The organism is Ferruginibacter sp. (assembly GCF_049840995.1).
Taxonomy (GTDB): domain Bacteria; phylum Bacteroidota; class Bacteroidia; order Chitinophagales; family Chitinophagaceae; genus Ferruginibacter.
Window position 1 is genome coordinate 152,786 of the sequence record NZ_JASGIP010000001.1, and the last position, 24,383, is coordinate 177,168.

At 42.3% G+C, this 24,383-nt stretch carries 24 protein-coding genes; 12 read left to right on the top strand and 12 right to left on the bottom strand.

The features are described 5' to 3' along the window. The first annotated feature begins 6 nt into the window (after nt 1–6). The 9 genes from QM738_RS00745 (at nt 7) to QM738_RS00785 (ending at nt 8,560) form a co-directional block, all read left to right on the top strand. Entirely contained in the window at nt 7–2,094 is a 2,088-nt protein-coding gene (locus QM738_RS00745; RefSeq protein WP_462274757.1) for an alpha/beta hydrolase family protein, read from the top strand. Between the two features lie 32 nt (nt 2,095–2,126). Beyond that, the gene (locus QM738_RS00750; RefSeq protein ID WP_462274758.1) at nt 2,127–3,071 is read left to right on the top strand and encodes a SecDF P1 head subdomain-containing protein; all 945 of its coding nucleotides are present in this window, start codon (nt 2,127–2,129) and stop codon (nt 3,069–3,071) included. A gap of 110 nt (nt 3,072–3,181) precedes the next feature. Further along, complete coding sequence (locus tag QM738_RS00755; protein WP_462274759.1) at nt 3,182–3,964, top strand: ABC transporter ATP-binding protein; 783 nt, start codon at nt 3,182–3,184, stop codon at nt 3,962–3,964. A 15-nt stretch (nt 3,965–3,979) separates the two neighbouring features. After that, entirely contained in the window at nt 3,980–4,729 is a 750-nt protein-coding gene (locus QM738_RS00760; RefSeq protein WP_462274760.1) for an ABC transporter permease, read from the top strand. Between the two features lie 4 nt (nt 4,730–4,733). Further along, nucleotides 4,734–5,249: a hypothetical protein gene (locus tag QM738_RS00765; RefSeq protein ID WP_462274761.1), complete on the top strand. Its 516-nt coding sequence runs from the start codon at nt 4,734–4,736 to the stop codon at nt 5,247–5,249. A gap of 46 nt (nt 5,250–5,295) precedes the next feature. Beyond that, entirely contained in the window at nt 5,296–5,742 is a 447-nt protein-coding gene (locus tag QM738_RS00770) for a helix-turn-helix domain-containing protein (RefSeq protein ID WP_462274762.1), read from the top strand. A 51-nt stretch (nt 5,743–5,793) separates the two neighbouring features. After that, on the top strand, nt 5,794–6,213 hold the full coding sequence (locus QM738_RS00775) for a VOC family protein (RefSeq protein WP_462274763.1): 420 nt from the start codon (nt 5,794–5,796) through the stop codon (nt 6,211–6,213). A 127-nt stretch (nt 6,214–6,340) separates the two neighbouring features. Next, nucleotides 6,341–6,700, top strand: coding sequence for a BlaI/MecI/CopY family transcriptional regulator (locus QM738_RS00780; RefSeq protein ID WP_462274764.1), 360 nt, complete (start codon nt 6,341–6,343; stop codon nt 6,698–6,700). A gap of 12 nt (nt 6,701–6,712) precedes the next feature. Further along, on the top strand, nt 6,713–8,560 hold the full coding sequence (locus QM738_RS00785) for a M56 family metallopeptidase (protein ID WP_462274765.1): 1,848 nt from the start codon (nt 6,713–6,715) through the stop codon (nt 8,558–8,560). Between the two features lie 3 nt (nt 8,561–8,563). Here QM738_RS00785 and QM738_RS00790 read toward each other — a convergent pair whose 3' ends face one another. The 4 genes from QM738_RS00790 to QM738_RS00805 form a co-directional block, all read right to left on the bottom strand. Continuing rightward, a complete protein-coding gene (locus QM738_RS00790; protein ID WP_462274766.1) occupies nt 8,564–10,786 on the bottom strand; it encodes an FUSC family protein in 2,223 nt (740 codons plus the stop codon). Nucleotides 10,787–10,863: 77 nt separating this feature from the next. Beyond that, the gene (locus QM738_RS00795; protein ID WP_462274767.1) at nt 10,864–11,916 is read right to left on the bottom strand and encodes a nucleoid-associated protein; all 1,053 of its coding nucleotides are present in this window, start codon (nt 11,914–11,916) and stop codon (nt 10,864–10,866) included. Nucleotides 11,917–12,031: 115 nt separating this feature from the next. Next, nucleotides 12,032–13,252, bottom strand: a complete 1,221-nt coding sequence (locus tag QM738_RS00800) for a hypothetical protein (RefSeq protein ID WP_462274768.1) — start codon at nt 13,250–13,252, stop codon at nt 12,032–12,034. Between the two features lie 25 nt (nt 13,253–13,277). Further along, nucleotides 13,278–13,919 carry a hypothetical protein gene (locus tag QM738_RS00805; RefSeq protein WP_462274769.1) on the bottom strand — a complete coding sequence of 214 codons (642 nt, stop codon included), beginning with the start codon at nt 13,917–13,919 and terminating at the stop codon, nt 13,278–13,280. Nucleotides 13,920–14,106: 187 nt separating this feature from the next. Between QM738_RS00805 and QM738_RS00810 the strand changes: the two genes are divergently transcribed. Next, nucleotides 14,107–14,712, top strand: a complete 606-nt coding sequence (locus QM738_RS00810) for a CbrC family protein (protein ID WP_462274770.1) — start codon at nt 14,107–14,109, stop codon at nt 14,710–14,712. Between the two features lie 2 nt (nt 14,713–14,714). On the opposite strand, the gene QM738_RS00815 is transcribed toward QM738_RS00810, so the two are convergent. The 8 genes from QM738_RS00815 to QM738_RS00850 form a co-directional block, all read right to left on the bottom strand. Then, the gene (locus tag QM738_RS00815) at nt 14,715–15,494 is read right to left on the bottom strand and encodes an anti-sigma factor domain-containing protein (protein WP_462274771.1); all 780 of its coding nucleotides are present in this window, start codon (nt 15,492–15,494) and stop codon (nt 14,715–14,717) included. Then, entirely contained in the window at nt 15,494–16,039 is a 546-nt protein-coding gene (locus QM738_RS00820) for an RNA polymerase sigma factor (protein ID WP_462274772.1), read from the bottom strand. Before QM738_RS00820 ends, QM738_RS00815 begins: the two co-directional genes overlap by 1 nt. Nucleotides 16,040–16,116: 77 nt before the next feature. Then, the gene (locus QM738_RS00825) at nt 16,117–17,799 is read right to left on the bottom strand and encodes a WG repeat-containing protein (protein ID WP_462274773.1); all 1,683 of its coding nucleotides are present in this window, start codon (nt 17,797–17,799) and stop codon (nt 16,117–16,119) included. A gap of 211 nt (nt 17,800–18,010) precedes the next feature. Beyond that, nucleotides 18,011–18,421: a hypothetical protein gene (locus QM738_RS00830; RefSeq protein ID WP_462274774.1), complete on the bottom strand. Its 411-nt coding sequence runs from the start codon at nt 18,419–18,421 to the stop codon at nt 18,011–18,013. A 10-nt stretch (nt 18,422–18,431) separates the two neighbouring features. Then, nucleotides 18,432–18,968 (bottom strand): PsbP-related protein, encoded by a 537-nt coding sequence (locus QM738_RS00835; RefSeq protein ID WP_462274775.1) that lies wholly within the window; start codon nt 18,966–18,968, stop codon nt 18,432–18,434. A 97-nt stretch (nt 18,969–19,065) separates the two neighbouring features. Further along, the gene (locus QM738_RS00840; RefSeq protein WP_462274776.1) at nt 19,066–20,442 is read right to left on the bottom strand and encodes a dihydrolipoamide acetyltransferase family protein; all 1,377 of its coding nucleotides are present in this window, start codon (nt 20,440–20,442) and stop codon (nt 19,066–19,068) included. A gap of 119 nt (nt 20,443–20,561) precedes the next feature. Continuing rightward, entirely contained in the window at nt 20,562–21,815 is a 1,254-nt protein-coding gene (locus QM738_RS00845) for a CinA family nicotinamide mononucleotide deamidase-related protein (RefSeq protein WP_462274824.1), read from the bottom strand. Nucleotides 21,816–21,849: 34 nt separating this feature from the next. After that, entirely contained in the window at nt 21,850–22,443 is a 594-nt protein-coding gene (locus QM738_RS00850) for a Uma2 family endonuclease (RefSeq protein WP_462274777.1), read from the bottom strand. A 46-nt stretch (nt 22,444–22,489) separates the two neighbouring features. Here QM738_RS00850 and dacB point away from each other — a divergent pair, with 46 nt between their 5' ends. Both dacB and QM738_RS00860 read left to right on the top strand, forming a co-directional pair. Further along, a complete protein-coding gene (gene dacB, locus QM738_RS00855) occupies nt 22,490–23,899 on the top strand; it encodes a D-alanyl-D-alanine carboxypeptidase/D-alanyl-D-alanine endopeptidase (RefSeq protein WP_462274778.1) in 1,410 nt (469 codons plus the stop codon). Nucleotides 23,900–23,935: 36 nt separating this feature from the next. Next, nucleotides 23,936–24,370, top strand: a complete 435-nt coding sequence (locus QM738_RS00860) for a DUF6526 family protein (protein WP_462274779.1) — start codon at nt 23,936–23,938, stop codon at nt 24,368–24,370. Nucleotides 24,371–24,383 lie beyond the last annotated feature (13 nt).

Below are 24,383 nucleotides of genomic sequence, written 5' to 3' on the forward strand. Positions count from 1 at the left end.
ACCGTGATGAAAAAATTCAATGATGCTAAAAACTATGTACTGGATGAAACGGGTAACCAGCTTGCTTTTGTAGCCGAACGTGACAGTGTAACCAAAGCACTCACTAAATTTTATAAACTCTGGTATTTCAGGCCCGGTCAGGATAGTGCGGTGATCGTTGCACATAAGAACAGCATTGGTATGAAACTGGGCACCTCCGTAAGTGAAAATGCCAATCTGCTTTTTAGTAAAGATGGTAAAAAACTGTTCTTTGGTACTGCATCCATTAAAGCGCCGAAAGATACCACGTTGGTGGATTTTGAACTGGCCCGCCTGGATGTATGGCACTACAATGATGATTACCTGCAACCGCAACAGTTGAAGCAACTGGATATAGAACTAAGGCGCAGTTATATGGCCGTGGTTAAACCCGGAGAAAATAAAATAGTACAACTGGGTGCAGAAGACGCAGAAAGGATCACGCTGGTAGATGAGGGCAATGCCGATTGGGTATTATCAGAAAGCAATAAAGGCAACCGTGTGGAAGGGCAGTGGACCGGCCGCACCAAAAGCACTGCTTATGTGATCAACACCAATGACGGTACAAGAAAGCTGGTGCTTGCCAATGCGCCTGTAAGCTACGATGCATCGCCTGCAGGGAAGTTCGTGTACTGGTACGATGCAGTAAAGAAAAATTATTTTACTTATGATGTAGTAACTGGCGTTACCAAAAATGTGACGGAAAAAATAAAAGTGCCTTTATACGATGAAGAAAATGATGTACCCGATGTGCCTGGTCCGCATGGTGTAATGGGCTGGAGCGCCGGCGATAAGAACCTGTATGTGTACGATAAATATGAAGTGTGGAATGTATCACCCGGTGGAACAGTTGCACCAGCGCCGTTGATAGAAGCTGCACAGCTTGCAAGAAAGAACCAGGTCACTTACCGGTATATTTCCACCAACAGGGAAGAACGTTTTATCAATACCGACAGCCCGATGATATTCCGGGTATTTGATAATACATTAAAAACAACCTCGCTGGAGAGAGCTTATACAAAGAATGGTAACCTATATTTTAATAATGCACTGGAAAAATATGGTGTAGGATTTCCTGTAAAGGCAAAAAACGCAGCAGCTTATATTTATACCAAAGAAAATTATACTTCATCACCCAACCTGTATTATGAAAATGGGAATGGAGTTGCTAAAGTGTTGAGTGATATCAATCCGCAGCAAAAAGAGTATAACTGGGGCACCGCTGAATTATTTAAATGGAAGACCTACAATGGCAAGGAAAGCGAAGGCATTATTTATAAGCCGGAAAATTTTGACCCGAAAAAGAAATACCCGATGATCAGTTATTTTTATGAAAAACTATCTGACGGATTATATACTTACCAGCCACCTTCGCCTACGCCCAGCCGTTTGAATATTCCCTTTTTTGTAAGCAGAGGATATGTAGTGTTTGCACCGGATATTTCTTATACTACCGGCCATCCCGGCAATGATGCGTATAATTATATTGTGAGTGGTGTAAGGGCGATTGTAAAACTGGGTTATGTGGACAGTACCAAGCTCGGTCTGCAGGGACAAAGCTGGGGCGGTTATCAAACCGCTTTCCTGATCACCAAAACAAAACTATTTGCAGCCGCATGGGCCGGCGCTCCCGTTGTGAACATGACGAGCGCCTATGGTGGTATACGCTGGGGCAGCGGGCTTAACCGCCAGTTCCAGTACGAAAAAACACAGAGCCGTATCGGCGGTACACTTTGGGAAAAACAGAACCTGTATTTAGAGAATTCTCCTTTGTTTCATTTACCCAATGTAACCACGCCATTGGTGATCATGAGCAACGATGCGGATGATGCAGTGCCCTGGTACCAGGGGATAGAGTTCTTTACCGCCATGCGTCGTTTAAATAAACCTGTATGGTTATTGGTATACAACAACGAAGCGCATAATTTAATTGAAAGAAAGAACCGCAAGGATATACAGATCCGCGAACAGCAATTTTTCGACTGGAAACTGAAAGGAGACAAGCCCGCCAAATGGTTAACGGAAGGTGTGCCTGCAACACAGAAGGGAATTGACTGGGGATTGAAAGTGGAATAAAGTACTTTGCATATTTACACAAAACTTTTGCAATGAAATATTTTTTGGTTTTTTTACTTGCTGCAAACCTGTTTGCCTGCAGCTTTAAACAAAAACAATTTGTAACTACACTTTCTATTACCGATACTGCATTTACCGAAGGACAGGCAGATACTGCCACGATGGTGATCAGCAAAAGGCTGGAAGGTGCCGGTATTCATAATGCATCAGTAAAAGTAAATTATAAAACCAATGAGATCACCATTCAATCAGCAAAGCCCGATAGAGAATGGGTACAGGATTTTCTCCTTAAAAAAGGCGCATTGGTATTTTATGAATGCTATTCCATTTTTGATATATACCAGGGGCTGGAAGCTGCGGATAAACTGGCTGCGGCAAAATTAAATAATGGTGTGCCAGACAGCATGAATCATCCGCTGCTAGGAGAATTTACAGGTTTTGCTGTAAACGGACCTAATACACCTGGGCAGAATATACCTGGTTTTATAGGATACGCGGCAAAAGGGAATATACCCCGGATAAAAGAATCTGTGAACCTTGGTAAAGATGTATTACCAGCCGATGCTTTAATGATGCTGCAGGAAAGCGGTACAACCACGAAGGATAAACAAAAGATGTATGAAATATACTTTGTAAGAGATAACAGCACGAAATTATTTGCCAATAACCATGTAACGAAAGCTGAAACAAGGGCCAACGGAAAACATACGGATGTTCTGATGCAGTTTGATGCATACGGTGCTTACCTTTTTAAAAGAATGACGATGAGTAATGTTGGCAAAACAATAGCTATGACCATAGATGGAGCAATCCTAAGTGCACCTAAAGTGCTTAGTCCTATTGAAGGCGGCTCAGTAGCACTAAGCGGTGTGTTTGAAAAAAAGGAGGCTAAGGACATGGCTGCTTTGCTTGCATCGGGGTGCCTGCCGGTGAACATGGTGCTTAAAGGAATAGAGGAAGTGAAAACTGCTGAATGATTGACCGGACCTGTTAACAAGCCAGCAACAAAAAACAAGGTACATTTGTTTTTACCGCTTACGAGCTGCAATAATTTACATTAAATATAAAAGAACAAACTGTAATAATAATGGAGGGTAATAATAACGAACCGGTTTTAAAAGTAAACGGCCTGAATGTTTTTTACGAGAGGTTCCAGGCTGTAAAAGATGTAGCATTTGAAGTAAGGGCCGGAGAGATATTTGGTTTACTGGGCCCCAATGGCGCCGGTAAGACCAGCAGTTTGAGTTCGGTAGAGGGGTTGATCAAACCACGCTCCGGTGAGATCATTGTGGCTGGTTTCAACACGAAGGATAAACCATTGCATGCAAGGGCTAATATGGGCGTGCAATTGCAATCCACCAGTTTTCAACCTGAATTGCATGTGGGAGAGATCATTCAATTATTTGCCGGCATACATGCGGTACCCATGCCCGATGATACGCTGCGTGCAATATTGGATACGATAAAACTTGAAGATGCGGTTGGTAAGAAATTCAGCGAATTGTCCGGCGGACAACAACAGCGTGTATCCCTTACTGTTGCATTACTGCACAACCCTAAACTGGTGATACTGGATGAACCTACCACCGGGCTTGACCCTCAAAGCCGCCGCCAGTTGTGGGAACGCATGGAAGACCTGCGTGCAAAAGGGCATGCCATATTACTCACCACGCATTCCATGGAAGAAGCAGAAGCAGTTTGCGACCGCATTGCCATCATCGATCATGGCAGGGTGATAGCCACCGATACACCGCAGGCGCTGGTAGAGAAACACCGCAACGATCCGGAAGTGATCGCCGCTTCCCGAAAAGGAAAAATAACTTTAGAAGATGTATTTATCGGCTTGACCGGTAAAGAAGTACGTTCATAAATCAAACAAATCATTATGCAGACTATAATTCCTTCTACTTCAAAAGCCATTACCTCTTTACTGCGTGCAGATTTTACAACGCAGTGGCGCAACCGCCGTTCGGTGATACTCATTGTATTGGTGCCTTGCATCATCCTCAGTTCCTGGAAAGGGATCGTTGATAAACTCGGAGGTGCCTTTGTACTTTCCAATTGCATCACCATCGGTCTTACAGCCATTGGGTTAATGGGCTATGCCAACTCTATTGCAAGAGACAGGGATAAAGGTGTTTTTCAACGCCTGCGGGTGGCACCGCTTTCTTCCTGGTCTATCATGGCGAGCAGGCTTACGGTACAACTGGCGATGATATTCATCGTAACACTGGCGGTTTTTATTGCTGGATTTTATATTGATAAAATAACCGTGAGCGTTGCCGGTTATATAGTAGGCGCTTTTGCTGCAGTGGCAGGCGGCGCATTGTATCTCAGTATCGGGCAGGTAATAGTGGGACGCATCAAAAATCCAGAAACAGTCAACTCCACCTGCAGGCTGGTATATTTTGCATTTATCATGGTGGGCATGTTTGGTGAGTTAGGCATGCTGGGCGACAAAGTAACCAAGATCGTTAAATGGTCGCCCTATGGTGTAGTGCGCCACCTGGTATCTGCCAGCCTCCGGCCGGATTTATGGAATATGGACGATACGGTGTCTTTATTGATATGCGTTGGTTATACCATCGTGTTTGCCACACTGGGTATAAAATGGTTCAAGTGGAGTAATAAATAAAACTATGTTCCGTCGTGCTGAAAAGATAATTACAGTTTTCATTTTCCTGTTGATGAATGCCTGTTTCAGCATGCAGGCTGCAATGGCAGATGAGCCAGTACTTGTTGAGCCCAAACCATCCGTACTGGTGTTTCCTCCTTTTGATATCAATGCAGGCCGCGGCATCTCTCCCGGTATACAGCAGTGGCTGCAAAATGAAATGGCAAAAGACAGCGCTGTTACACTCATAAAATTTCCCTATAAAAAATTAATGGATGTTCCTTATCAAAATGTATTTGATAAGAAATATTGCAAACCGGTACTGGAAAAAATAAAAGCCGATATCATCATCCTCTCACAACTGGAGCTGGTGAAAGAAACGGGTAATATGCAAACAGACCTCTGGAATGTACACCTGAAGATCTATCAGGTGCATACCGGTAAACAAAAGGATGTGCTCTCCCTTAATAATTTAACCGGTGATGCAATAAAGGAACAGCTTTCAACAGGTTACAATACGCTGCAAAAACAAATGCAGTAAACTGCCGCAGTTTAATTATTTTTGACTGCATCCTGCAATCAAAAAAATGAAAGAACAGCTTCCCGGAATATATTTATACCGCCGCATTGTTCAGGCGAAACTTTTTATCGACGGGCATTACGGCGATAAAATAAACCTGGATGATATTGCCGATGAAGCCTTCTTTTCCAAATTCCATTTTATACGACTATTTAAAATGGCTTATGGCAAAACGCCGCACCAATACCTCACGGCTGTACGCATTGAACAGGCTAAGCTGATGCTGCAAAATAACCATCCCGTTACCCATGTTTGCTTTGCAGTGGGTTTCGATAGCCTGAGTTCTTTCACGGGTCTTTTTAAACGCATTACCGGCAATAGCCCTTCTGTGTACCAGCAACTGCAACTACAACGCAAAAGGGAACTCCGTGCCCAACCGCTGCAATTTATTCCGCATTGCTTTGCCTTAAAAAATGGCTGGATGGAAAAAAGCAATTTTGAAGAAGTGCTGTAAAAAGCAATGGCACAACTTTGTTCCATCATCCATCATTAAACAAACCATACAATGATCACCAAAATGAATCATGTCAGCATTTTTGTGCTTGACCAGGACAGCGCTTATGATTTTTACGTCAATAAACTGGGTTTTAAAGTGCATACGGATGCAGCCATGGGGCCGGGTATGCGCTGGTTGACCGTTTGTCCACCCGAACAGCCGGAGCTGGAGATCAGCCTGATGGCCATTGCCGATGGCATGCTGTTCAACAGTGAATCGGCGCAAAAGATGCGGGAACTGGTGGCGGGCGGCACTTTTGGTTTCGGTGTTTTTGAATGCAACGATCTGCTGGCCACGTATGAAGAATTGAAAGCAAAGGGAGTGGAGTTTACCAAGGCGCCCAAAAAAGAATTCTATGGCTTCGAAGCATTGTTCAAAGATGATTCGGGCAACTGGTTCTCGCTGGGAGAAAAGAAGGCTGCGGAATAAAAAGATGAACATTTTTTTGCCGGGTTTGCAAATCGTTGCAAACCCGTTTGTTTTATAAAATGTTAAAACCCAAAAATAAATTTGGCTAATTACGAAATGTTCGTAGATTTACGAAAATTTCGTAGATATGGAAAAGTTAACCCATGTAGAGGAAGAAGTGATGCAGGCAATATGGCGCACCGGCGAAGCCAATGTAAAAACTTTTATGGAAAACCTGGACCAGCCTGCTCCTTATACAACTGTGGCATCCATTGTAAAGAACCTGGAGAAAAAGCAGTACATCAGCAGCAGGCTGTTGGGCAATGCCTACCTGTACAAGCCGGCAGTAACAGAAGCAGAATATAAAAAGAAATTCATGGGCAGCGTGGTCAAGGATTATTTTGATAACTCGTATAAAGAGATGGTGAACTTTTTTGTGGAGCAGAAAAAATTATCAGCCAAAGAACTGAAAGAGATCATCAATATGATAGAAAAAGGAAACAAATAAACCGATCCTGCTATGAACTATTTACTGGAATATATACTCAAGTGTTCTGTAAGCCTTGCAGCGGTTTACCTGTTTTATTATTGCATCCTGCGCAAACTTACTTTTTATAATCATAACCGGTGGTACTTATTGGGATACTCACTGTTGTGTTTTTTTATACCGCTAATTAATGTGTCGGTATTACTGCAAAAAAATAACTGGCAGCAGAATAATGTCATTAACTGGATGCCTTCCATCGATCGCAATACGATCAATGAGCTGCCTGCGGCAACAACCAACGCATGGGGCATAAAGGAATGGATAACGATGGTGGTTTCCGTTGGTATGCTGATCATGTTTGTTCGCCTGCTGATACAGGTACTGTCCTTTAAAAGAATGCTGGATAAAGCAGAGCCTGTAACGGGTGAAGGCATTAATTTGTACCAGGTGAACGACAGCATTATCCCGTTCTCATTTGGTAATGCTATCTTTATTAACCGCCACCTGCACAGCGAAAGCGAATTGCAGGAGATCATCCGCCACGAATTTGTGCACGTAAAGCAGCGCCATAGTTTTGATATCATCTGGGCCGAACTGTTGTGCATCTTCAACTGGTACAATCCTTTTGTATGGCTGTTGAAAAAAGCCATCCGGCAGAACCTGGAGTTTATTGCCGATCACCAGGTGCTGGAACAGGGTATCAATAAAAAAGAATACCAGTACCTGTTGTTAAAAGTTATAGGAAACAATCAATATAGTATAGCCACACAATTCAATTTCTATTCACTAAAAAAACGTATAGCCATGATGAACAAAACAAAGAGCGCCAAACGACAGCTGGCAAGGCTGCTGTTCTTATTACCCGCTACAGCTGTTTTGTTGCTTGCATTCCGTAATAAATGGAATGCAGGCAGCACTGCAACTGCCAGTAACAAAACCGTTTCCGTAGCCGGAATGGTTGTGGATGCAAAAACACTGCAACCGCTGGCCAACGCCGGTATTTACTGCAAGGAAAAGAACATTACAGTGCAGACTGACGAAAAAGGGTATTACCTGTTGCAATTGCCGTTTGAGAACAAGCCATTGCAATTCACCCTGCAGGTAACAAAAGAAGGGTATGAACCTTTTCATCAAACAGAGAACTGGGGTAATTTTTATCAATCGTATATCTATGACCGTTATAGTAAGAGCGTGGAATATTTCGGATTGGCAAAACCGGAAGGCAAGGCTTTTTCCTCGCTGGGTAATGCAGGGGACATGAACGGGCTGACCTATGATAATGTTGCTGCACGCTTAAAAGAAGTGTTGAACAGTAATTCTGCTTACTATGATGGAACGGTGGAAAGGGATACCGTGATAGAAGTGAACAGCAAAGGGTATAATCTTACTGTAAGGAATAACAACGTGATCGTAAGGAACAGCAGCGGTAAAGAAGTAAAACGTATACCGCTGAAAGACTGGAATAATAACACAGAAAAATACGAGAATGCTTACGGCGAACTCCCTGCGCCACCGCCACCACCACCTCCGCCGCCAGCACCAGTGCCACCAGCAACGCCCGGCGTGCCTGCACCCGCTGCACCCCCGGTTCCTGCCATTGACGGTATACCTGCTCCGCCCAGCATAGTGGAAGTGCCTACACCAGCGGCACCATCACCGGTTCCGCCACCAGCCGCGCCTGCGCCACCCAAGCCTTTAAAATTACCTGCCAATGTTAAAAGACTGGATGTGAATAATAACAAAGCCACCGTATGGCTCAAGAACGGGCAGCAAGAAAAATACGACCTGGATGTAAAGGAACAGAAAGAAAATTTTGAAAAGAAATATGGCAAACTACCTGAAGTGCCGGATGCTCCCGGAATGCCCAAAATAGCACAATAGCGATCAGAGTTCCATCCATTGCTGGCCGGTCTTTTTGATGTCGGCTGCTATATTGTCGATAAAGTTGAACTGGTCAGCAATGGGTTTAAATTCGGTGAGTTGTCTTTGTGTATCGCTTTCGTGTACGCCTTGCTGTAACTCCGAGCGCCGTGCTTTCAGTAATTCCTGTAATCTTTGCTGTATGATGTTTTGCGGTTGCGCTTCCGGCGCTACTGTTTCGGCAGGGATATCCTGTAATATCTTTTCCGCATCTTCCAGCCGCGTAGCTGCATTATTTATTAATGGAGTAAAATCAGGCGAAGCATATTTTTCAGCCGATGGTTTTACATAATAGGAGAGCGTGGCGATGTGTGATGTAAGCATATGGTTCAGCACCACGAACTGGTGCAGCTGTTTGATATTCTTTTGTTTGCTTTTGGGCTCAGACAGCATGCGGGTAAAAGCATCCGAGAGATTGGCCAATGCAACGAACGCATTTTTGCGGCTTACTTTATATTCTGTATTGGTAACAGGATTACCTGTAAATGCAGCTGCAATGGTCTTAAAATAATCCTTATTGCTGCGGATGGTTTCCAGCATATAATTACTCACCTGTTCCTGCTCCCAGGCCGGTAATAAAATAAGATTTGCCAAAAATGCAATTACGGAACCAATGGCCGTATCGATCACCCTGTCGGTAATGATCACTTTAAAACTCGCATTGTTCAATAAATGAAATAACAATAGGATATAGGGTGTCATCAATATCACGCTTACCAGGTATTTGTTACGCATAAAACTGTAAGTGCCGATCATCAGCACCAGCATAATAACAAACAACGCTTCATTGTCCTTGATAAAATAAAGAATGAGTAAACCAATGGCAGCGCCCAGTATAGTACCGATCAGCCTTTCATAATTTCTTTTTTTGGTAAGGCTGTAAGCAGGTTTAAGAATTACTATAATGGTAAGCAATATCCAGTAACTGTGGCCTAATGGCAGTAACATGGATGTGATATAGCCCACCAGTGTGGCAATACTGGTGCGCACGGCATGCCGGAAATTGTTGGAAGCAAAAGATAGATTGTCTTTTAATAACTTCCAGTCGATGGGCTGATGGGTAACGAACTTATCATGATCCAGTTGTTTGGGTATTTTTTTGGAAAGTTCCTTATCATAAGCAGTGTACAGGTGCAGTGTATGTATACGGCCTGCAATATCGCTGATGCTGTGCAGTATATGCCGCATACTGATAAAGCTGTCTACATTCTCTGCATTACGCCGGTCGTTGCGGAAATTATCAAAGAACTCTTTTGTTTTTTTGATATGTTCGGTCAGCAAACCGGTCTCTTCGGAACGGCGGCCGCTTTTTACGGCAATGCCAATTTCATCCAGTTCATTGGCCAGTTCCAATATCAGCTGCCGGTATTGTTCCAGTATATCGTCTTCTGCAAATGCGTCATGCAATGCTTTGTAATCGTGGTACGATGTCATGGTCCTTTCAAAAAGATCCACGATATCGGTGAACATCATCAGTAAAGTTCTGCCGGTGGTAGTGGAATCTTTAATGATATCCCTGCTTTTAAAAAGTAATTCCCTCACCAGGTTCTGTTCGCCATGCAGTACGATCTGCTGCTCCATCATCTGTTGGTAAGTCTTTTCATAATCCACTTCCTTTTCGTAGAAAGAAGCCCTTATGCGCAGGTAATTGGCGGTTGCCATAATACAATCGCCCAGTGCCTGCTGGGCCAATTTATAAGGGCGAAAACTGTACAGCAATAAGCTCAGCAGCATATACCATACAGCGCCAGCAAGAATATAGCCGGCATTGATCAGCACGTCCCAGCCTTCGTGCTGGCGGTCGATGTTCAATACCATCATCAGCAGTGCAGATACGCCGATGGAATTTGCCCTGGCGCCAAACACACTTATCATGGAAAAAGCAAAGCAGGCTACAACTATCAGTATACCCAATGTAATATGGTGCGGCGCTGCAAGCCCCGTTATCAATGCCATTAAAGTATTGATGATGATGCAGGCCACCATGCCATTCTTGCGGTGATGGATTGGCCCCGGTGTATCAGTGATGCTCACACTCATAGCGCCCAGCGCCACCACCACACCGGCAGATAATAAATTAAAATAGTTAAAGATAATGGCGGGCAATACAATGCCGGCAGTGATACGCACACCGTCGCTCAGGTAATGGCTGCTGACGAAACTCTTGTATTCTTTAACGTAATCCATTGGGGCAAAGGATAGTTACACTGCAAAGATACTTCATCCGGCATTGCTAAAGACTGCTGCAATTGCACAAAACAATTTTATAATTCCTCCCGGAAATACACTTTGTAATAGTTCATCTTCATTACTTCATCATAGCCTTTTTCTATCAGCTCGTTATTGCCGTGTATGTAGATGTGAAAATTCTTGTCCAGTTTTAAAACACTTTTATAAACCCTGGCCTGTTTTTTTACCGCAGCGTTGGAAATGGAAAAGCTATCGGCGATCTCGGTCTCAAATTCCGCTTCGTAATTCTTTTTATAGCTCCGGAACAACTCAATGCCTTGCTCATTGGCAATTACTTCGTTGGAGAATTCATCGAGATTGAATTGCTCATTCTCTTTAAAATATTTGATGGAACGGTTCAGCAGGTCGATCTTATCGGTCTTTGACATATCGAACTGTTCGGGCATTTTATTGGTAACAAAATCTTTGTAGATGCTTAATGTGTTGGTAGTTTGATTATAATTATCGTTCCGCACTTTCAGTTTTAAAAATTCGTCCGTCCAGTAAACTGCTTCGGTGCTGTTGGTCTGATCGATAATCGCCACTTTATAACCGGCATCTTTTTCTGTATTGAATATCAGGCAACCTTTATCCAGTTTTTTTATATTGATGGCATCCTGTTCGTACCGTAATTCAAATGCCTTTTCCTGCTGTGCGACGGTGAGATACGGTTCTTTTGTTTCTGATTTAAAAATGCCGATGGCATCCATTAATTCTCCTTCTATCTGCAGGTTGCTGTAATAAGCAACATAAAATTCACCAGATTTTATTTTGGGATGACTGGTAATATCAAATAAATGTTTGGCCAGTTGTTCCGACCCGTTATGGAACATCGATGGATCAGCAAACATCTTTGCAGCAAAATGAAACACCACGTTCAGGTTAAGGTCCTGCGATGGATGGAATAAACGGTATATCTCGTTCACTTTTTCAAAAGGCGATAAAAAATACCGCATCAGTAAGGCATTCAGCACCTGGTCGGTAACAATAACCGGTTGTTCAGATAAACTCAGCAGGTCATCCGTTAATTTATTGCCCACTTTGTGTATGGAAAGCTGTGCCAGGGTTGCGTCGGTATAAAAGATCATTCAACAGTGATTTTATTAAGCTGCCGTTGCAGCGGCTGCAAATATAATTGCAAACGGTACATCAGCAGGCCAAACCGGCCTGTTGTTCATAATTCAGTGAATAAAGTGATTAAATTTATTGGCCGCCATCCATTGTCCAGTGAAAACTGTTGTTTACAGCGGGTAATTGCCGCCAGTTGATAGCTTTGCCCACCAGCTTGCCTTCTTTGCCATCGATGGTATGATCGAGTATTAAAAGGCTATCGGAAGGGTTGTAACTAAAAGGTACGGTTGTTTGGTGCAGTTGGTAATCTGTCAATAAAAAAACAGAACGGGCTTTATCAAGTGCAAGTTTATAATCCTTCATGTCATCTTTTTGATCCTGGAAGATCATATAACTGTCACGGTGAATAAAGAATCTTTTTACAGGAGAGAAAACGGCGGGTAATGTATCTGTCCCTTCAATTACGGCTGTTACCTCGTAAGCGCCGTGCAGGTAGGGTTTTTCAGCTGCATCACCATTTAAATGCCCCGTACGCAGGAAGGGGTAAAAAACTTCCAAAGCGATCAAACAAACCGCCAGCCATTGCAGGAAAATTGCGAGAAAAGTTTTAGGAAAAAGAGGATGGGTTTCCACTACTGGCAGATCATTGTTATTTTTTAATACCAGTAAACGGTATAACCTGTTTCCATAAGGAGCCAGCAGGTAAATGTTCAGCAGCAGTAAAAAGCTGGAGAATATTTTTACAGAAATATCAAATCCAAAATTGATCGCCACTACATTCAGCAATACACCAATGGAAATTAATAAACCGATCAGTCTTGTTCTTTTCACCAGCATTAAAACGGCGGCCAGTATCTCTATGATACCCAAAAAAACATTGTAGCTGTAAGAAGTGCCCATCGTACTCCAGTACAAAAGATCTTTATCCGCCTTGCCGATTGGAGTAAAAAGTGTATTGGGTTCAGGAAGGTAGAATTGGTTCTTGAAAAGCTTATCTGCGCCGTATTTCAACAATTGCAAGGCCAGGTAATACAAAAAGCAACGATACAAAATACTGTATATCTTTTGATGGTACTCTGCCCATTTTTTTGAAAAAGCAAGTGCCAGGCTGATGACAACAGCAAGAACAAAAAGCAGCAACAGCAATATATACATCGAAATGCTGTCGGAATAAACTTGGGTATTGGTAAGAGGTTTGGAAAAAATATGCTGCGCAATGAAACCAATGGCTTTGCCAAAAACGGCGTCCGTGATATGCAACTGTACTCGGGTGATATTAAATGGAAAGGGGATGAATATAATACCCAGCAACGCAAAAAAAGAAGCGAATGTTTTAATAAAACTTCTTTTCATGCAGCAGTTGTTAATGATAAAATGATCAGGCTTTTTGTAATTGCGGCATCCTGAATTTCCAGGATATCCATCCGCCCAACAATGCCAGTAATAATGCGCCTGCCAGTAATTGCAATAAATGTCCATCAAACGGTGCTGCATTATTGCCATCGTTATTATTATCCACGCTGTATACAGGCAATACGAAATTTTCTTTTGGTGTTTCTTTTACAGCAGCTTTTTCTTTTTTCTTTTCTTTGGGTTTATGGTTATCATACCCAACAAATATGGTTTTTTTCAGGCTGCTGTCGTAACGGCGGCTGCTTATTAATACGGCTTTTATACTATCCAATGAATGATGCCTTGAAAATAACGCATCATTGTAAACCGTATCCCTGGCCATTCTTGCCAGCTTATTACTATCAATAGGTTCAGTATAATACCGTTGATAAATTCTTTGTACCAAAAGTGATTTTTCCGGGGAAATATGAATCACGCTGTCCAGTTTATAGGTCCACTTGAAAGCAGGCCCGCCAAAGTTGGAAGCTTCATCATCAAATAATTCATTATTGAGTGTGCTGTTAAAGTTGCTGATATTGCCACTGTGGCTTTTAAAAGCGATCAGTTTCGTTTGAGCAAAACACGATGCAGTAAATGCAAGGAATAAGACAGTTAAAACATGTTTCATTTTACCAGGCTTTGGAATATTTTAAAGATAATAAAAAAAGCGCCAGGTTTTCCCTGCGTAGTATCGATTTAACAAATACTACGCTTTTCCGCCGTTGAAAAATTAACTGCTGCCGTTCAGTCAAAACCGGCATTGCGCTTTTACAACTGCTCTAATTTTACCATCATCTTTTTCTAAACAACATATCATGGTCTTTAAATATTTTGAACAGCCTGGGTTATTTACCGGTTTAACAACAGCGGTATGCGATACCTGCGGCAACAGCACCGCTTGTTTTGACGGCACTGTTTTTTACGGCGAAGAAAGCATCGACGCCATTTGCCCGGCCTGCCTTGCAAACGGAGCGCTGGATGTAATGGATATACAAACCAACACCGGTGATACGAAAGAATTAAAACGGCAATTAAAGGAGCGCAACAGCGATCTGAATGATGCTGCAATAAAAAAACTGGTAAAAACCAAAACACAGGAGCTGGAAAAGCAAACACCACATTTGATCAGCTGGCAGGATTGGGACTGGCCCTGTGCAGAGGGCGATTACTGCAGGTTCATTGGTTATGGTTCAAAAGAAATGTACGAAAGCCTGGCAGCTGGCAAGGATGCGAAAGATATTTTTGCAGCTTCCATTTATTACAGCGTGGCAGATGAAGAAGATGCTGACATATTATGGGATGAATACCTGCCTGGTAAAGCAATAAAGAATTATGAGGAAAGTAGTGCTCACGGTGTGTTATTCTATGTATTCAAAAGCCAGCATTCGGATAAGCTGGTGAGCCTGTGGGATAGTGAATAGTTTTATATTCTTCCGTATAAGAACATATTGCTGGTAGTAGGTGTTTTGTTGTTGCCGATATCTTCCAGCGTAACAGAGAATGCAGTGGCATCGCCCGGTACATTTTCCAGTTCAATAAAATGATCCCTTATTTCATCATGTACCATACCTACATTTACCGGCTTGTCGTTCACCATTGCCCATAGCTGGTATTTTTTGTTATCGGGAGAAGGTATCAGGTGGTGGATCATGATATAAGCCTTACCGGTCTTTTTATCCCAGTACATAGTACAGCGGCAAAGGGTATAAGGCGCCACACCATACATGGCAACAGGCGTAATAGCGGGATTCTTTAAAACAGCATAATCATTTTCGGGGAGCGACGCTGTTTTTATAGCTGTATCTTTTTGTGCTAATGCCAGTTCCTGCGAATGCATTTTCTGGTACATGTTGAAATTATAATAACCGCTTACCAGCAGCAGCAACACAGCGGCAGCGGCAACAGGTCTTAACCAATTCATTTTCCGCACCGGCACCTGTTGTACCGATTGCATTGTAATAACAGGTGCGGCAGGCTGTAAAGAACGCAATGATGCTAATATCTTTTCATCTGTGGTATTGCCCGGTTCGGTGGGGTGTTGCAGCATGATGGTTTCAAAATTCCTCTCAAATTCGTGCAACGCATTTTTTACTTCGGGATATTGTGTACACATCCGTTCCAGCTCAGTTCTTTCTTCGCCCGAACAGATGTCCATAACATACATTTCAATAATGCCGGATGATATGTATTCTTTAATATCCATTATAAAAATTGTTTGCGCAATTCTATCAGCGCATTCCTTAATCTTGTTTTTACAGTTCCTACCGGGATGTTCAGTATTTTGGCTATCTCATCATGTGTAAAACCATTAAAATAAGACAGTTCCAATACGTTTTTATAATCTTCCCGTAGCATATGCACCTGCTTTCTCAGCCCGATCTGGTTAATGTTCACACTCTGGCTCTCTTTTTCATCCACATAAGAAACGTAATTGTCGAATGAATCGTTTTTTTGCGCTGTTTTATATGCTTTGGAACGGGTGGTATTGATGGCGCTGTTGCGGGTAACATTGAAGAGCCAGGTAAACAGTCTTCCTTTGGTGGGGTCGTATTTCTCAATATTTTTCCAGGCCGTTATAAAAGCCTCCTGCAGCACATCCTGTGCTATTTCCTTATCTGCAATTATCTGGTGAACAACTGTAAAAAGCGCTGCCTTGTAGTTATTATACAGGTACTGGAACGCATCGTTATCGTGCATTTTAAGCGCTGCTATCAGTGCTTCTTCAGTATATGTTTTTGCTTCCGGCAACTGTGGCTGAAATAGTTGAGTGTAAAAATAAATGGAACAGGAGGTTAAAAAAAATCTTCCTCGAAAATAACTGTCCTTTATTTTTTTAGACTATCCGCCGCACTATAAGCCGGATCCGCAGCTACAGCAGGATGCGGTTTGTCTTTTGGTTTGCGGAACATATCCATCAGTGATTTATCAAAAGAAACCACCAAGTGTATATTTTCTTCTTCCTGTACAACGGCGAGGCTATAGTTAGCACCGGTTAAAATATAAGTACTGGTATCAGGATTCTCAACAGTAAAGGAAGCAGGGAGTTTGGGTTTTAATTCTTTAATGATGGACAGGGCTTTTGTTTTCGCCTTTCCCATCAACCGGTAATTATAAGACATGGCTTTTAGTGGCACATAATCATCGTAGGTCTTGGTTTCTGTATCTGGCACTGTTACAGTTTCATAAGTGCCGGTAGTGGGATTGTATTGCTGTTCCGTTTTATAACCACCACTGGTTTTAACAAAGCCCTCGTTGAATAAAAAATTGATTTCTTCCAGTGTCATTGATATATTGGTTTCGTCCGGTACCGATTTCAGGTGTTCGTAATTTTCGTGTGTTATACCGGGAAATTTTGACTGCAAACCTGTAAAGGTTGTGTTCTTGTCGATGCCACGCACAGCAGTAGAAGTAAGATCACGGAATAATGGTGTGGCGATAGTAGATATTTCAAAATGATCATTTTTTATATAACCCTTGAATGGCTGTTGCTCAATCTCGTAATATTCATACACCGGGTTTACCAGGTATTTTCCATCCTTACCGATCACGCCATATTTTGTATCCAGTTTACTTACTGCAACATCATCATAAAAAGCGGTCACTGTTTCAAACTGCGGTTCTATAACGACCTTCCCCGTCTTGTCAATAAAACCCCATTTATCCGAACTGGTATTTTTTACAGCACACAATCCCGATGCAGTAAATTGTCTTACATCTTTAAACTGCGGGTTGATCACAAACTTACCATCCTTACCAATGAACCCCCACAGATCGCCCTGCTTCACAGCTGCCAGCCCTTCAGAAAAATAGTTCTCATCTTCAAATTGCGGATCAATAACAGTTTTGCCATTGTTGTCAATAAAACCATATTTATTATTTACAAAAATACCCGCCCTGTCTTCAAAAAAAGGGCTTACTTCATTGTAGATAGGATTGATAGCGATCTTCCCGGTTTTATCTATAAAGCCATATTTGATGCTGTCCTTTATTTTCATTTCAATTTTCGCAAGTCCGTTCTGAAAACTGTAAACATACTCGAACGGGCACCCGAAAACTATTTTGCCGCTCCTGTCGATAAAACTTTTTTTACCATTCACTTCCACCATCGCCAGGCCTTCATGAAAACTGCGGGCGGTTTCAATGCTGGCGTCGGGAGTAATGACCGTTTTGCCATTTACATCAATAAACTCCAGTTGCTGGTCTTCTCTTACCACTGCTGCCAATCCTTCAGAAAAAGACAGGGCGTCCACGTACATCGGTAGAATGACCAGGGTTCCTTTTTTATCGATGAAGCCATATTTGCCTTCGGTATTTTCAACCATAGCAAGTCCATCAGAAAAAGTATACGCATGCCTGAACTGTGGATTGATGACCATTTTACCGGCCTTATCAATGTATCCCCAATATTCGCCCTGCTTTACCGGGATAAGTTCTAATGAAATACCTGTTTTTTTCTGCTGGCAACTGAAAAGAAAAGCAACCAGCAGCACAAAGATGGCCTGTTTCATGGTGCATAATTTACAGTAAATGAATAATAGCAGGGTAGAGAAAGGAGGAAGGGATTTTTCAAGGCATTGGTGCAGTTGAGTAACGTAAAGCCTGTTGAAAGTATTGCCGTACCGGGAGTCGTTATTGCAATTTAACAAAAAACTATATCAGCGAGGGTTAAATTTAAAAGAACGGGCTGAAATGATCGAAGAAAAATTAAAGCGGCCTTACTTATTTACGTGGATTTAATCCCAATCCCCAAAGCTTGCTGTTGCTGATCTCATCAATGAACCAGAGGCTTTTGGTTGACGAATCAACCAGGCATTTATTGGATAAATAATATTTGATCTGTTTGGGGTCGGTCTTGCCCCAGTTGAGATAGAGTGTATCGTTTTTGATATCATACCTGCCGGTATAACCGCCTTGTTTTATAGTAACGATAAGCCAGAAAGTCTGGTAGAATTTGAAATAATTATGCTCTTTCAGCACCATGTAACCATCCTGGAACTCATTGGCCATACCGGAATATACTGCGAGTGTTTTAGAACGGCGGTATCTCTTTTTATCAAAATCTTTATTAGATACTCCGCAAGAAGAAAGGAACAGCAGAAGAGCAAAATATTTGAGAAAGCGGCTGGACATTACACATAAATTAGTCAATTAATCTAAATGAATCTAATATCTTTTCTCCAACAGCCTGGTAAGCAGGGTATTTTTTTTCTTCTGTTGTAAGGGTAATTATGTAGGCTTTGTTGTTGGAAATAAAATAATATTGTTCAGTTTCCAATTTAAAAATCCCCTGTGTAGAAGTAAAGATAAATTTATAAAACTCCTTTGTCCCGTTTTGGATCTTTTTATCTTCTATAAATTTTAAATTAGTGGCCAGTTTTTTTATTTGTTCCCTGTTAGCTTCAAGGTATTGATCCGGTGTTAAATTTAAGGAAGACAGGTCCTGGATTACCACATTTACATTCTCACTGAAATTATCGTTAACTGTATCTTTTGGAGAACTGATAAAAATATCCAGCAACGCTACTTTTTTTGAACTATCAAGCGTCCAGGTAGAAGGAAAACTAATAGTATAGCCATTATGGGATAGCTGTATCTGCTCAGCATTTGTATCCTGGGTTTTACCAATAAATGGAACCAGCAAAAAGAAAAAGATGATACTATTTTTTAAAAGTTTCATACTGGAATACGGCAGGTATAGCTTGTTTATTAATAAAAATATCCTGACTGTGCGTTATGTAAAAAAATCTAAAATCTACAATCGCCAATCTAAAATCCTAAATGCTTCTATTCACATCAAAGTGCTCCAGCTCCTTACTCACTGCATTCAGGAAAGTGCTTCCCAAAGCGCCGTCAATAATACGGTGATCGTAGCTTAAAGAGATATACATCATGTGACGGATGGCAATACTGTCACCTTGCGGGGTCTCGATCACCATCGGTCTTTTTTTAATAGCGCCCACGGCCATAATGGCCACTTGTGGTTGATTGATGATAGGCGTGCCCATGATGCTGCCAAAAGTACCCACGTTGGTCAATGTAAAAGTACCGCCGGTAGTATCGTCGGGTTTTAATTTGCCGGTACGGGCCGCATTGGCCAAAGCATTCACCTGTTTAGTAAGACCAACAATATTCAGTTGGTCGGCATTTTTAATTACCGGAACTATTAAATTACCAGTAGGCAGAGCAGTGGCCATACCAATATTCAGGTCTTTTTTCACAATAATCTTATCGCCATCAACACTGCTGCTGAGCCATGGATATTTTTTGATACATTTTACAATGGCCTCAATGAACAAGGGTGTAAAAGTGATCTTTTCGCCTTCACGTTTTTCAAAATCTTTTTTCACTTTCTCTCTCCATAATACCAGGTTGGTAACATCGCATTCAGCAAAGCTGGTCACATGCGGACTGGTATGTTTGCTGTCCACCATGTGTTTGGCGATCAGTTTGCGCATACGGTCCATTTCAATCACTTCCACATTGCCCGAATAAACAGTAGGGGCCTGGTAAGCAGGTTGTTCAGTAACAGTTGGTTTTTGTTGTGGAGCAACGGCAGGTTGTTCCACGGCGGGCGCTGTCGGTAATACTTTCACTTCCGGCGCAGTAACCTGCTGAGGTTTATGGCCACCGGCTTTGGCGGCAACATAAGCCAAAATATCTTTCTTACTCACCCTTCCTTCCTGGCCGGTACCGGTGATCTGTTCCAGCTCCGACATGCTGATGCCTTCCTGCTGTGCTATATTTAAAACAAGGGGAGAATAGAATTTAACGGCGTTGCCATTTTGCCCGTTGGTGGCGGCAGCAACGGTGTGTGCAGGCTGGTAGGGGATCTCTTCCACTACTTTGGCTTCTTCGTATTGAGGCGCTGCGGCGGGTGCTGCAGGCTGGCTGCCCGATACGGCGGCATTGGCGCCCACACGTATTGTAGCTATTACAGTGCCGATGGGCACTACATCATTTTCGTTGAATAAAACGCTTTCAATTACGCCTTCCGCGGTGGAGGGAACTTCGCTGTCTACCTTGTCGGTAGCGATATCCAGCACGGTCTCGTCCTGCTTTACAGGATCGCCTGGTTTTTTATGCCACTTTAAAATGGTGGCTTCCATAATGCTTTCGCCAAGCTTTGGCATAACTAAATCTACTACACTCATAAAATAGGTTAAGTGTTAAACAATCGTTGTTCTGGCAAGGGCAAAAGTAAGCAAAAATGGCTGACGGTTGTCAGTTCGCGGTTGAATAGTTGGCTGCCAGGTTTTTAGCGATAAATCCGTCAGGATTGTTCTAATATGAATTTCCGCAACAGGTTGAGCGTGGTTACTGCGGTCAATTGTATATTCCGCATCCTGTCGAAACGGAAGAATAATTTCTGGGTCTCTATTTTTTCTTTACTGCCTATGGCTACCCACACGGTGCCTACGGGCTTTTCGGACATGCCGCCGCCAGGGCCCATAATGCCGCTTACGGCGATCACAAAATCAGATTTTATGTTTTGCAAAGCGCCTTTTGCCATGGCTGTTACCACTTCTTCACTCACAGCGCCTTTGTTTAAAAGTACCTGGTGATCTACATTCAGCAGATCTTCCTTGGCGCCATACGAATAACTTACCACGCTGCCATCATAAAAAGCAGAAGAGCCGGGAATAGAAGTGAGTAAGTGAGCGATATAACCACCGGTGCAACTTTCGGCGGTACACATCGTTTTGTTTTTGGAGAGCAATAATTTGCCCACCACTTCTTCCATCGGTTCATCCACATTGGTAACCAGGTAGGCAGCCACCTGTAGTTGCAGTTGTGCAAACTGCAGTTCAATCTCATTTTCTATCGCTTCCTTATCAAAACCCGAAGAAGATAAACGCAAACGTACCATGCCATAATTGGGCAGGTAAGCCAGTTTGATATGTGCCGGCAATGCTTTTTCAAAATCCTGTATCAGGTCGGCTAAAAAACTTTCGCCCACACCGGCGGTTAATAAAGTACGGTGGGCAATAACCGGCAATTGCATTTTTTTACTCAATTCCGGGATCACATAATTTTCCATCATGCCTTTCATCTCGTGTGGCACACCGGGCATGCTCACGTATATTTTACCATCTTTTTCAAACCACATACCGGGTGCTGTACCCCTTGCATTTTGTATCACGGTACAGTTATCGGGTACTTCTGCCTGTAATAAATTCCTTTCTATCATGGGCCTGTTAAGCCGTTTAAAAATGTTCACCACATTTTCTTTTGCTTTTTCATCAATGATGAGCTTGCCGCCAAAATACTTACACAGCAAAGGTTTGGTGATATCATCGGCAGTAGGGCCCAGGCCGCCGGTAAGCAAGATAATATCGGCATGCCTGCTTTCTTCATCCAGAGCATTCCATATCTCATCCCATACATCGCCAACCGCTACACGCCTCGCTACACGAATGCCTGCCTTATTCAGTTCCTGCGCCATCCATGCGCTGTTGGTGTCAATAACCTGTCCTATTAAAAGTTCGTCGCCGATGGTGATGATAGTTGCCTGGATTATTGCAATAGTTTAGTGAAAAACAAAATTGAAGAGAAATGGTTTAGTCAAAGCTTATTTCCTCGTAAATAACCTGGAGCGGAATGGCCAGGTTTAAAGCCGACGAGATAAAAGTTTCAGTAATCTTTTTATACTCCCGTAATGACCAGGAATTGTTCTCGTTTTTACTGAACACTTCAATAGACACTGAAAGCGAATCTATCAAAACATATTCTTTCAACGTTTCAATGCTCCTGTACAAAGTGAATTTAGTGCCCCGGTCATAATCACGGGTCGATTTGGAAAGTATTTCAATAATAACAGTGGGGTTAGTAACTGTATCAGGATGATTTTTATCAGTTAATTGGAGATCGCCGCAAATAATAAAAAAGTCGGGATAAGTATACAACGTATTTTCAGGAATATGAATACGCAGATCACTTCCAAATGGCTTGCAGTTTTTTCCCCGCAGTTTTGATCTCAACTGCTCTGCAACATTCATTTGAATGATATTATGTTTTACAGACGCCCCACTCATCGCAAACACCTCACCCTGGTAATACTCGTGTTTTTCCGCAGCATTTCGTTCCGCTTCCAGGTAGTCCTCAGCAGAAATATAATTGTATTTGGGAGTCGGTTCCTCTACTACATTTTCCATACATCAAATTTAATTCTTTTAGCTTTGGCAAATAAATTTATTTGGCATGAAATGGATACTGGTAACACTGCTGTATTGTAGCTGCTATACTGCAGCTGCACAAAATATCGACAACCGTTTATCAGAAGCAATAAAGAACCTGGATAGTGATGCCCAGTTCAAACATGCAGTATTGAGTTTATACGTGGTGGACAGTAAAACGGGCAAAGTGATTTTTGATAAAAATGCACAGGTGGGCATGGCGCCAGCCAGTTGCCAGAAAGTGATCACCAGTGCAACGGCTTTTGAAATACTGGGTAAAGATTACCGTTATAAAACAGCATTGGCAATGGAGGGTACTGTAAAGAATGCTGTACTGGACGGAAACATTTATATCGTTGGTTATGGTGACCCTACATTAGGCAGCTGGAGATGGAGCAGCACCGGCGAAAAAAATATACTGAATAGTTTTATTGCAGCAATTCAAAAAAAAGGGATCAAACAAGTAAAGGGCAATGTATTTGGCTACGACAGGAAATGGGAAAGTAATAATACACCCGATGGATGGATATGGGAAGATATCGGCAATTATTATGGTGCCGGCGCTTCTTCGTTGAACTGGCGCGAAAACCAGTATGATATTATTTTAAAAGCAGGGGAAAACATCGGCGACAAGGCATCTATTAAAGAAATAGTGCCGCATCTTGAAAATGTAGGATTATACAGCGAAGTGATCACCGCGAAAAAGGGTAGTGGGGATAATGCCTACATCTACCTGCCACCCTACAGTTTCAGCGGTTTTGTAAGAGGCACCATTCCGTTGGGAGAAAATAATTTTACTATCAGCGGTGCCATGCCCAATGCAGGAGAACAATTAACTCTTACATTGGTTAATGAATTAAAAGCTAAAGGCATCGACGGTGTGTTGTTTGCAGGCTCTTACAACGGGATAGAAGTAGATAAAAAAGATCTTCCATTGCTGGCCACAAATTTCTTTACAATTACATCTCCTTCGTTAGACAGTATCAACTACTGGTTCCTTAAAAAAAGTATTAACCTATACGGCGAAGCTTTTGTAAAAGCAATGGCATTTGAAAAAAAAGGATATGGCACTACGGATACAGGTATTGCCATTATTAAAAATTTCTGGAAAGACAAAGGCATTGAACCGTCCGCCATCAACATGCTCGATGGCAGCGGGCTTTCACCTGCCAACCGTATTACCACCAACGCACTGGTAACTGTAATGCAATACGCAAAAAATCAACCCTGGTTTGCATCTTTTTACAATGCACTACCCGAAATGAATGGCATTAAAATGAAAGATGGTTATATTTCCAATGTAAGAAGTTATACGGGGTATATAAAGAGCAAAGACGGCAAAGAATATACCTTTTCCTTTATTGTAAATAATTTTGACGGCAGCCCGGGAACAGTGCGGGAAAAAATGTGGAAAGTACTGGACATTTTAAAGTAACTTCAATCATACTCTTTTAACCTGAATACAATTTTTATGGCAGCACAAAATTTTAAGAACCATTCCCGTTACGTACCCTTATTCCATTTTATTGCTTTTCCTGCGGCGGGTTTTCCATTGGTTTCCAGCATCCTCTATTTTATTAAATGCCTGCGTAATGAAAGCGGCAGGGTACATGCGGCTGCAATGGTTTCGCTTACTGTTGCGGTTGTATTGGCGCTTTGGTTTGCAAGAGCATTTGCATTAAGGGCACAGGACAGGGCTATTCGTGCCGAAGAGAACCTGCGGTATTTTGCAATGACAGGTAATCTGCTGGACAATAAATTAAGGATGTCGCAGATCATTGCGCTGCGTTTTGCACCCAACAACGAGTTTGTGGAACTGGCACACCGTGCAGTGGCAGAAAACCTTTCTTCCAAACAAATCAAACAAGCTATACAGCATTGGAAAACTGATAATAACCGGGTGTAAAGACAATGGATAA

Bases quoted from the DNA above. Each gene is read 5' to 3' on its own strand.
- QM738_RS00745 (WP_462274757.1), top strand. From the start codon at position 7: ATGAAAAAATTCAATGATGCTAAAAACTATGTACTGGATGAAACGGGT.
- QM738_RS00805 (WP_462274769.1), bottom strand. From the start codon at position 13,919: ATGAAACATGTTTTAACTGTCTTATTCCTTGCATTTACTGCATCGTGT.
- QM738_RS00835 (WP_462274775.1), bottom strand. From the start codon at position 18,968: ATGAAACTTTTAAAAAATAGTATCATCTTTTTCTTTTTGCTGGTTCCA.
- QM738_RS00815 (WP_462274771.1), bottom strand. From the start codon at position 15,494: ATGGATATTAAAGAATACATATCATCCGGCATTATTGAAATGTATGTT.
- QM738_RS00755 (WP_462274759.1), top strand. From the start codon at position 3,182: ATGGAGGGTAATAATAACGAACCGGTTTTAAAAGTAAACGGCCTGAAT.
- QM738_RS00810 (WP_462274770.1), top strand. From the start codon at position 14,107: ATGGTCTTTAAATATTTTGAACAGCCTGGGTTATTTACCGGTTTAACA.
- QM738_RS00750 (WP_462274758.1), top strand. From the start codon at position 2,127: ATGAAATATTTTTTGGTTTTTTTACTTGCTGCAAACCTGTTTGCCTGC.
- QM738_RS00760 (WP_462274760.1), top strand. From the start codon at position 3,980: ATGCAGACTATAATTCCTTCTACTTCAAAAGCCATTACCTCTTTACTG.
- QM738_RS00795 (WP_462274767.1), bottom strand. From the start codon at position 11,916: ATGATCTTTTATACCGACGCAACCCTGGCACAGCTTTCCATACACAAA.
- QM738_RS00830 (WP_462274774.1), bottom strand. From the start codon at position 18,421: ATGTCCAGCCGCTTTCTCAAATATTTTGCTCTTCTGCTGTTCCTTTCT.
- QM738_RS00850 (WP_462274777.1), bottom strand. From the start codon at position 22,443: ATGGAAAATGTAGTAGAGGAACCGACTCCCAAATACAATTATATTTCT.
- QM738_RS00840 (WP_462274776.1), bottom strand. From the start codon at position 20,442: ATGAGTGTAGTAGATTTAGTTATGCCAAAGCTTGGCGAAAGCATTATG.
- QM738_RS00800 (WP_462274768.1), bottom strand. From the start codon at position 13,252: ATGAAAAGAAGTTTTATTAAAACATTCGCTTCTTTTTTTGCGTTGCTG.
- QM738_RS00775 (WP_462274763.1), top strand. From the start codon at position 5,794: ATGATCACCAAAATGAATCATGTCAGCATTTTTGTGCTTGACCAGGAC.
- QM738_RS00790 (WP_462274766.1), bottom strand. From the start codon at position 10,786: ATGGATTACGTTAAAGAATACAAGAGTTTCGTCAGCAGCCATTACCTG.
- QM738_RS00825 (WP_462274773.1), bottom strand. From the start codon at position 17,799: ATGAAACAGGCCATCTTTGTGCTGCTGGTTGCTTTTCTTTTCAGTTGC.
- QM738_RS00785 (WP_462274765.1), top strand. From the start codon at position 6,713: ATGAACTATTTACTGGAATATATACTCAAGTGTTCTGTAAGCCTTGCA.
- QM738_RS00765 (WP_462274761.1), top strand. From the start codon at position 4,734: ATGTTCCGTCGTGCTGAAAAGATAATTACAGTTTTCATTTTCCTGTTG.
- QM738_RS00770 (WP_462274762.1), top strand. From the start codon at position 5,296: ATGAAAGAACAGCTTCCCGGAATATATTTATACCGCCGCATTGTTCAG.
- dacB (WP_462274778.1), top strand. From the start codon at position 22,490: ATGAAATGGATACTGGTAACACTGCTGTATTGTAGCTGCTATACTGCA.
- QM738_RS00860 (WP_462274779.1), top strand. From the start codon at position 23,936: ATGGCAGCACAAAATTTTAAGAACCATTCCCGTTACGTACCCTTATTC.
- QM738_RS00780 (WP_462274764.1), top strand. From the start codon at position 6,341: ATGGAAAAGTTAACCCATGTAGAGGAAGAAGTGATGCAGGCAATATGG.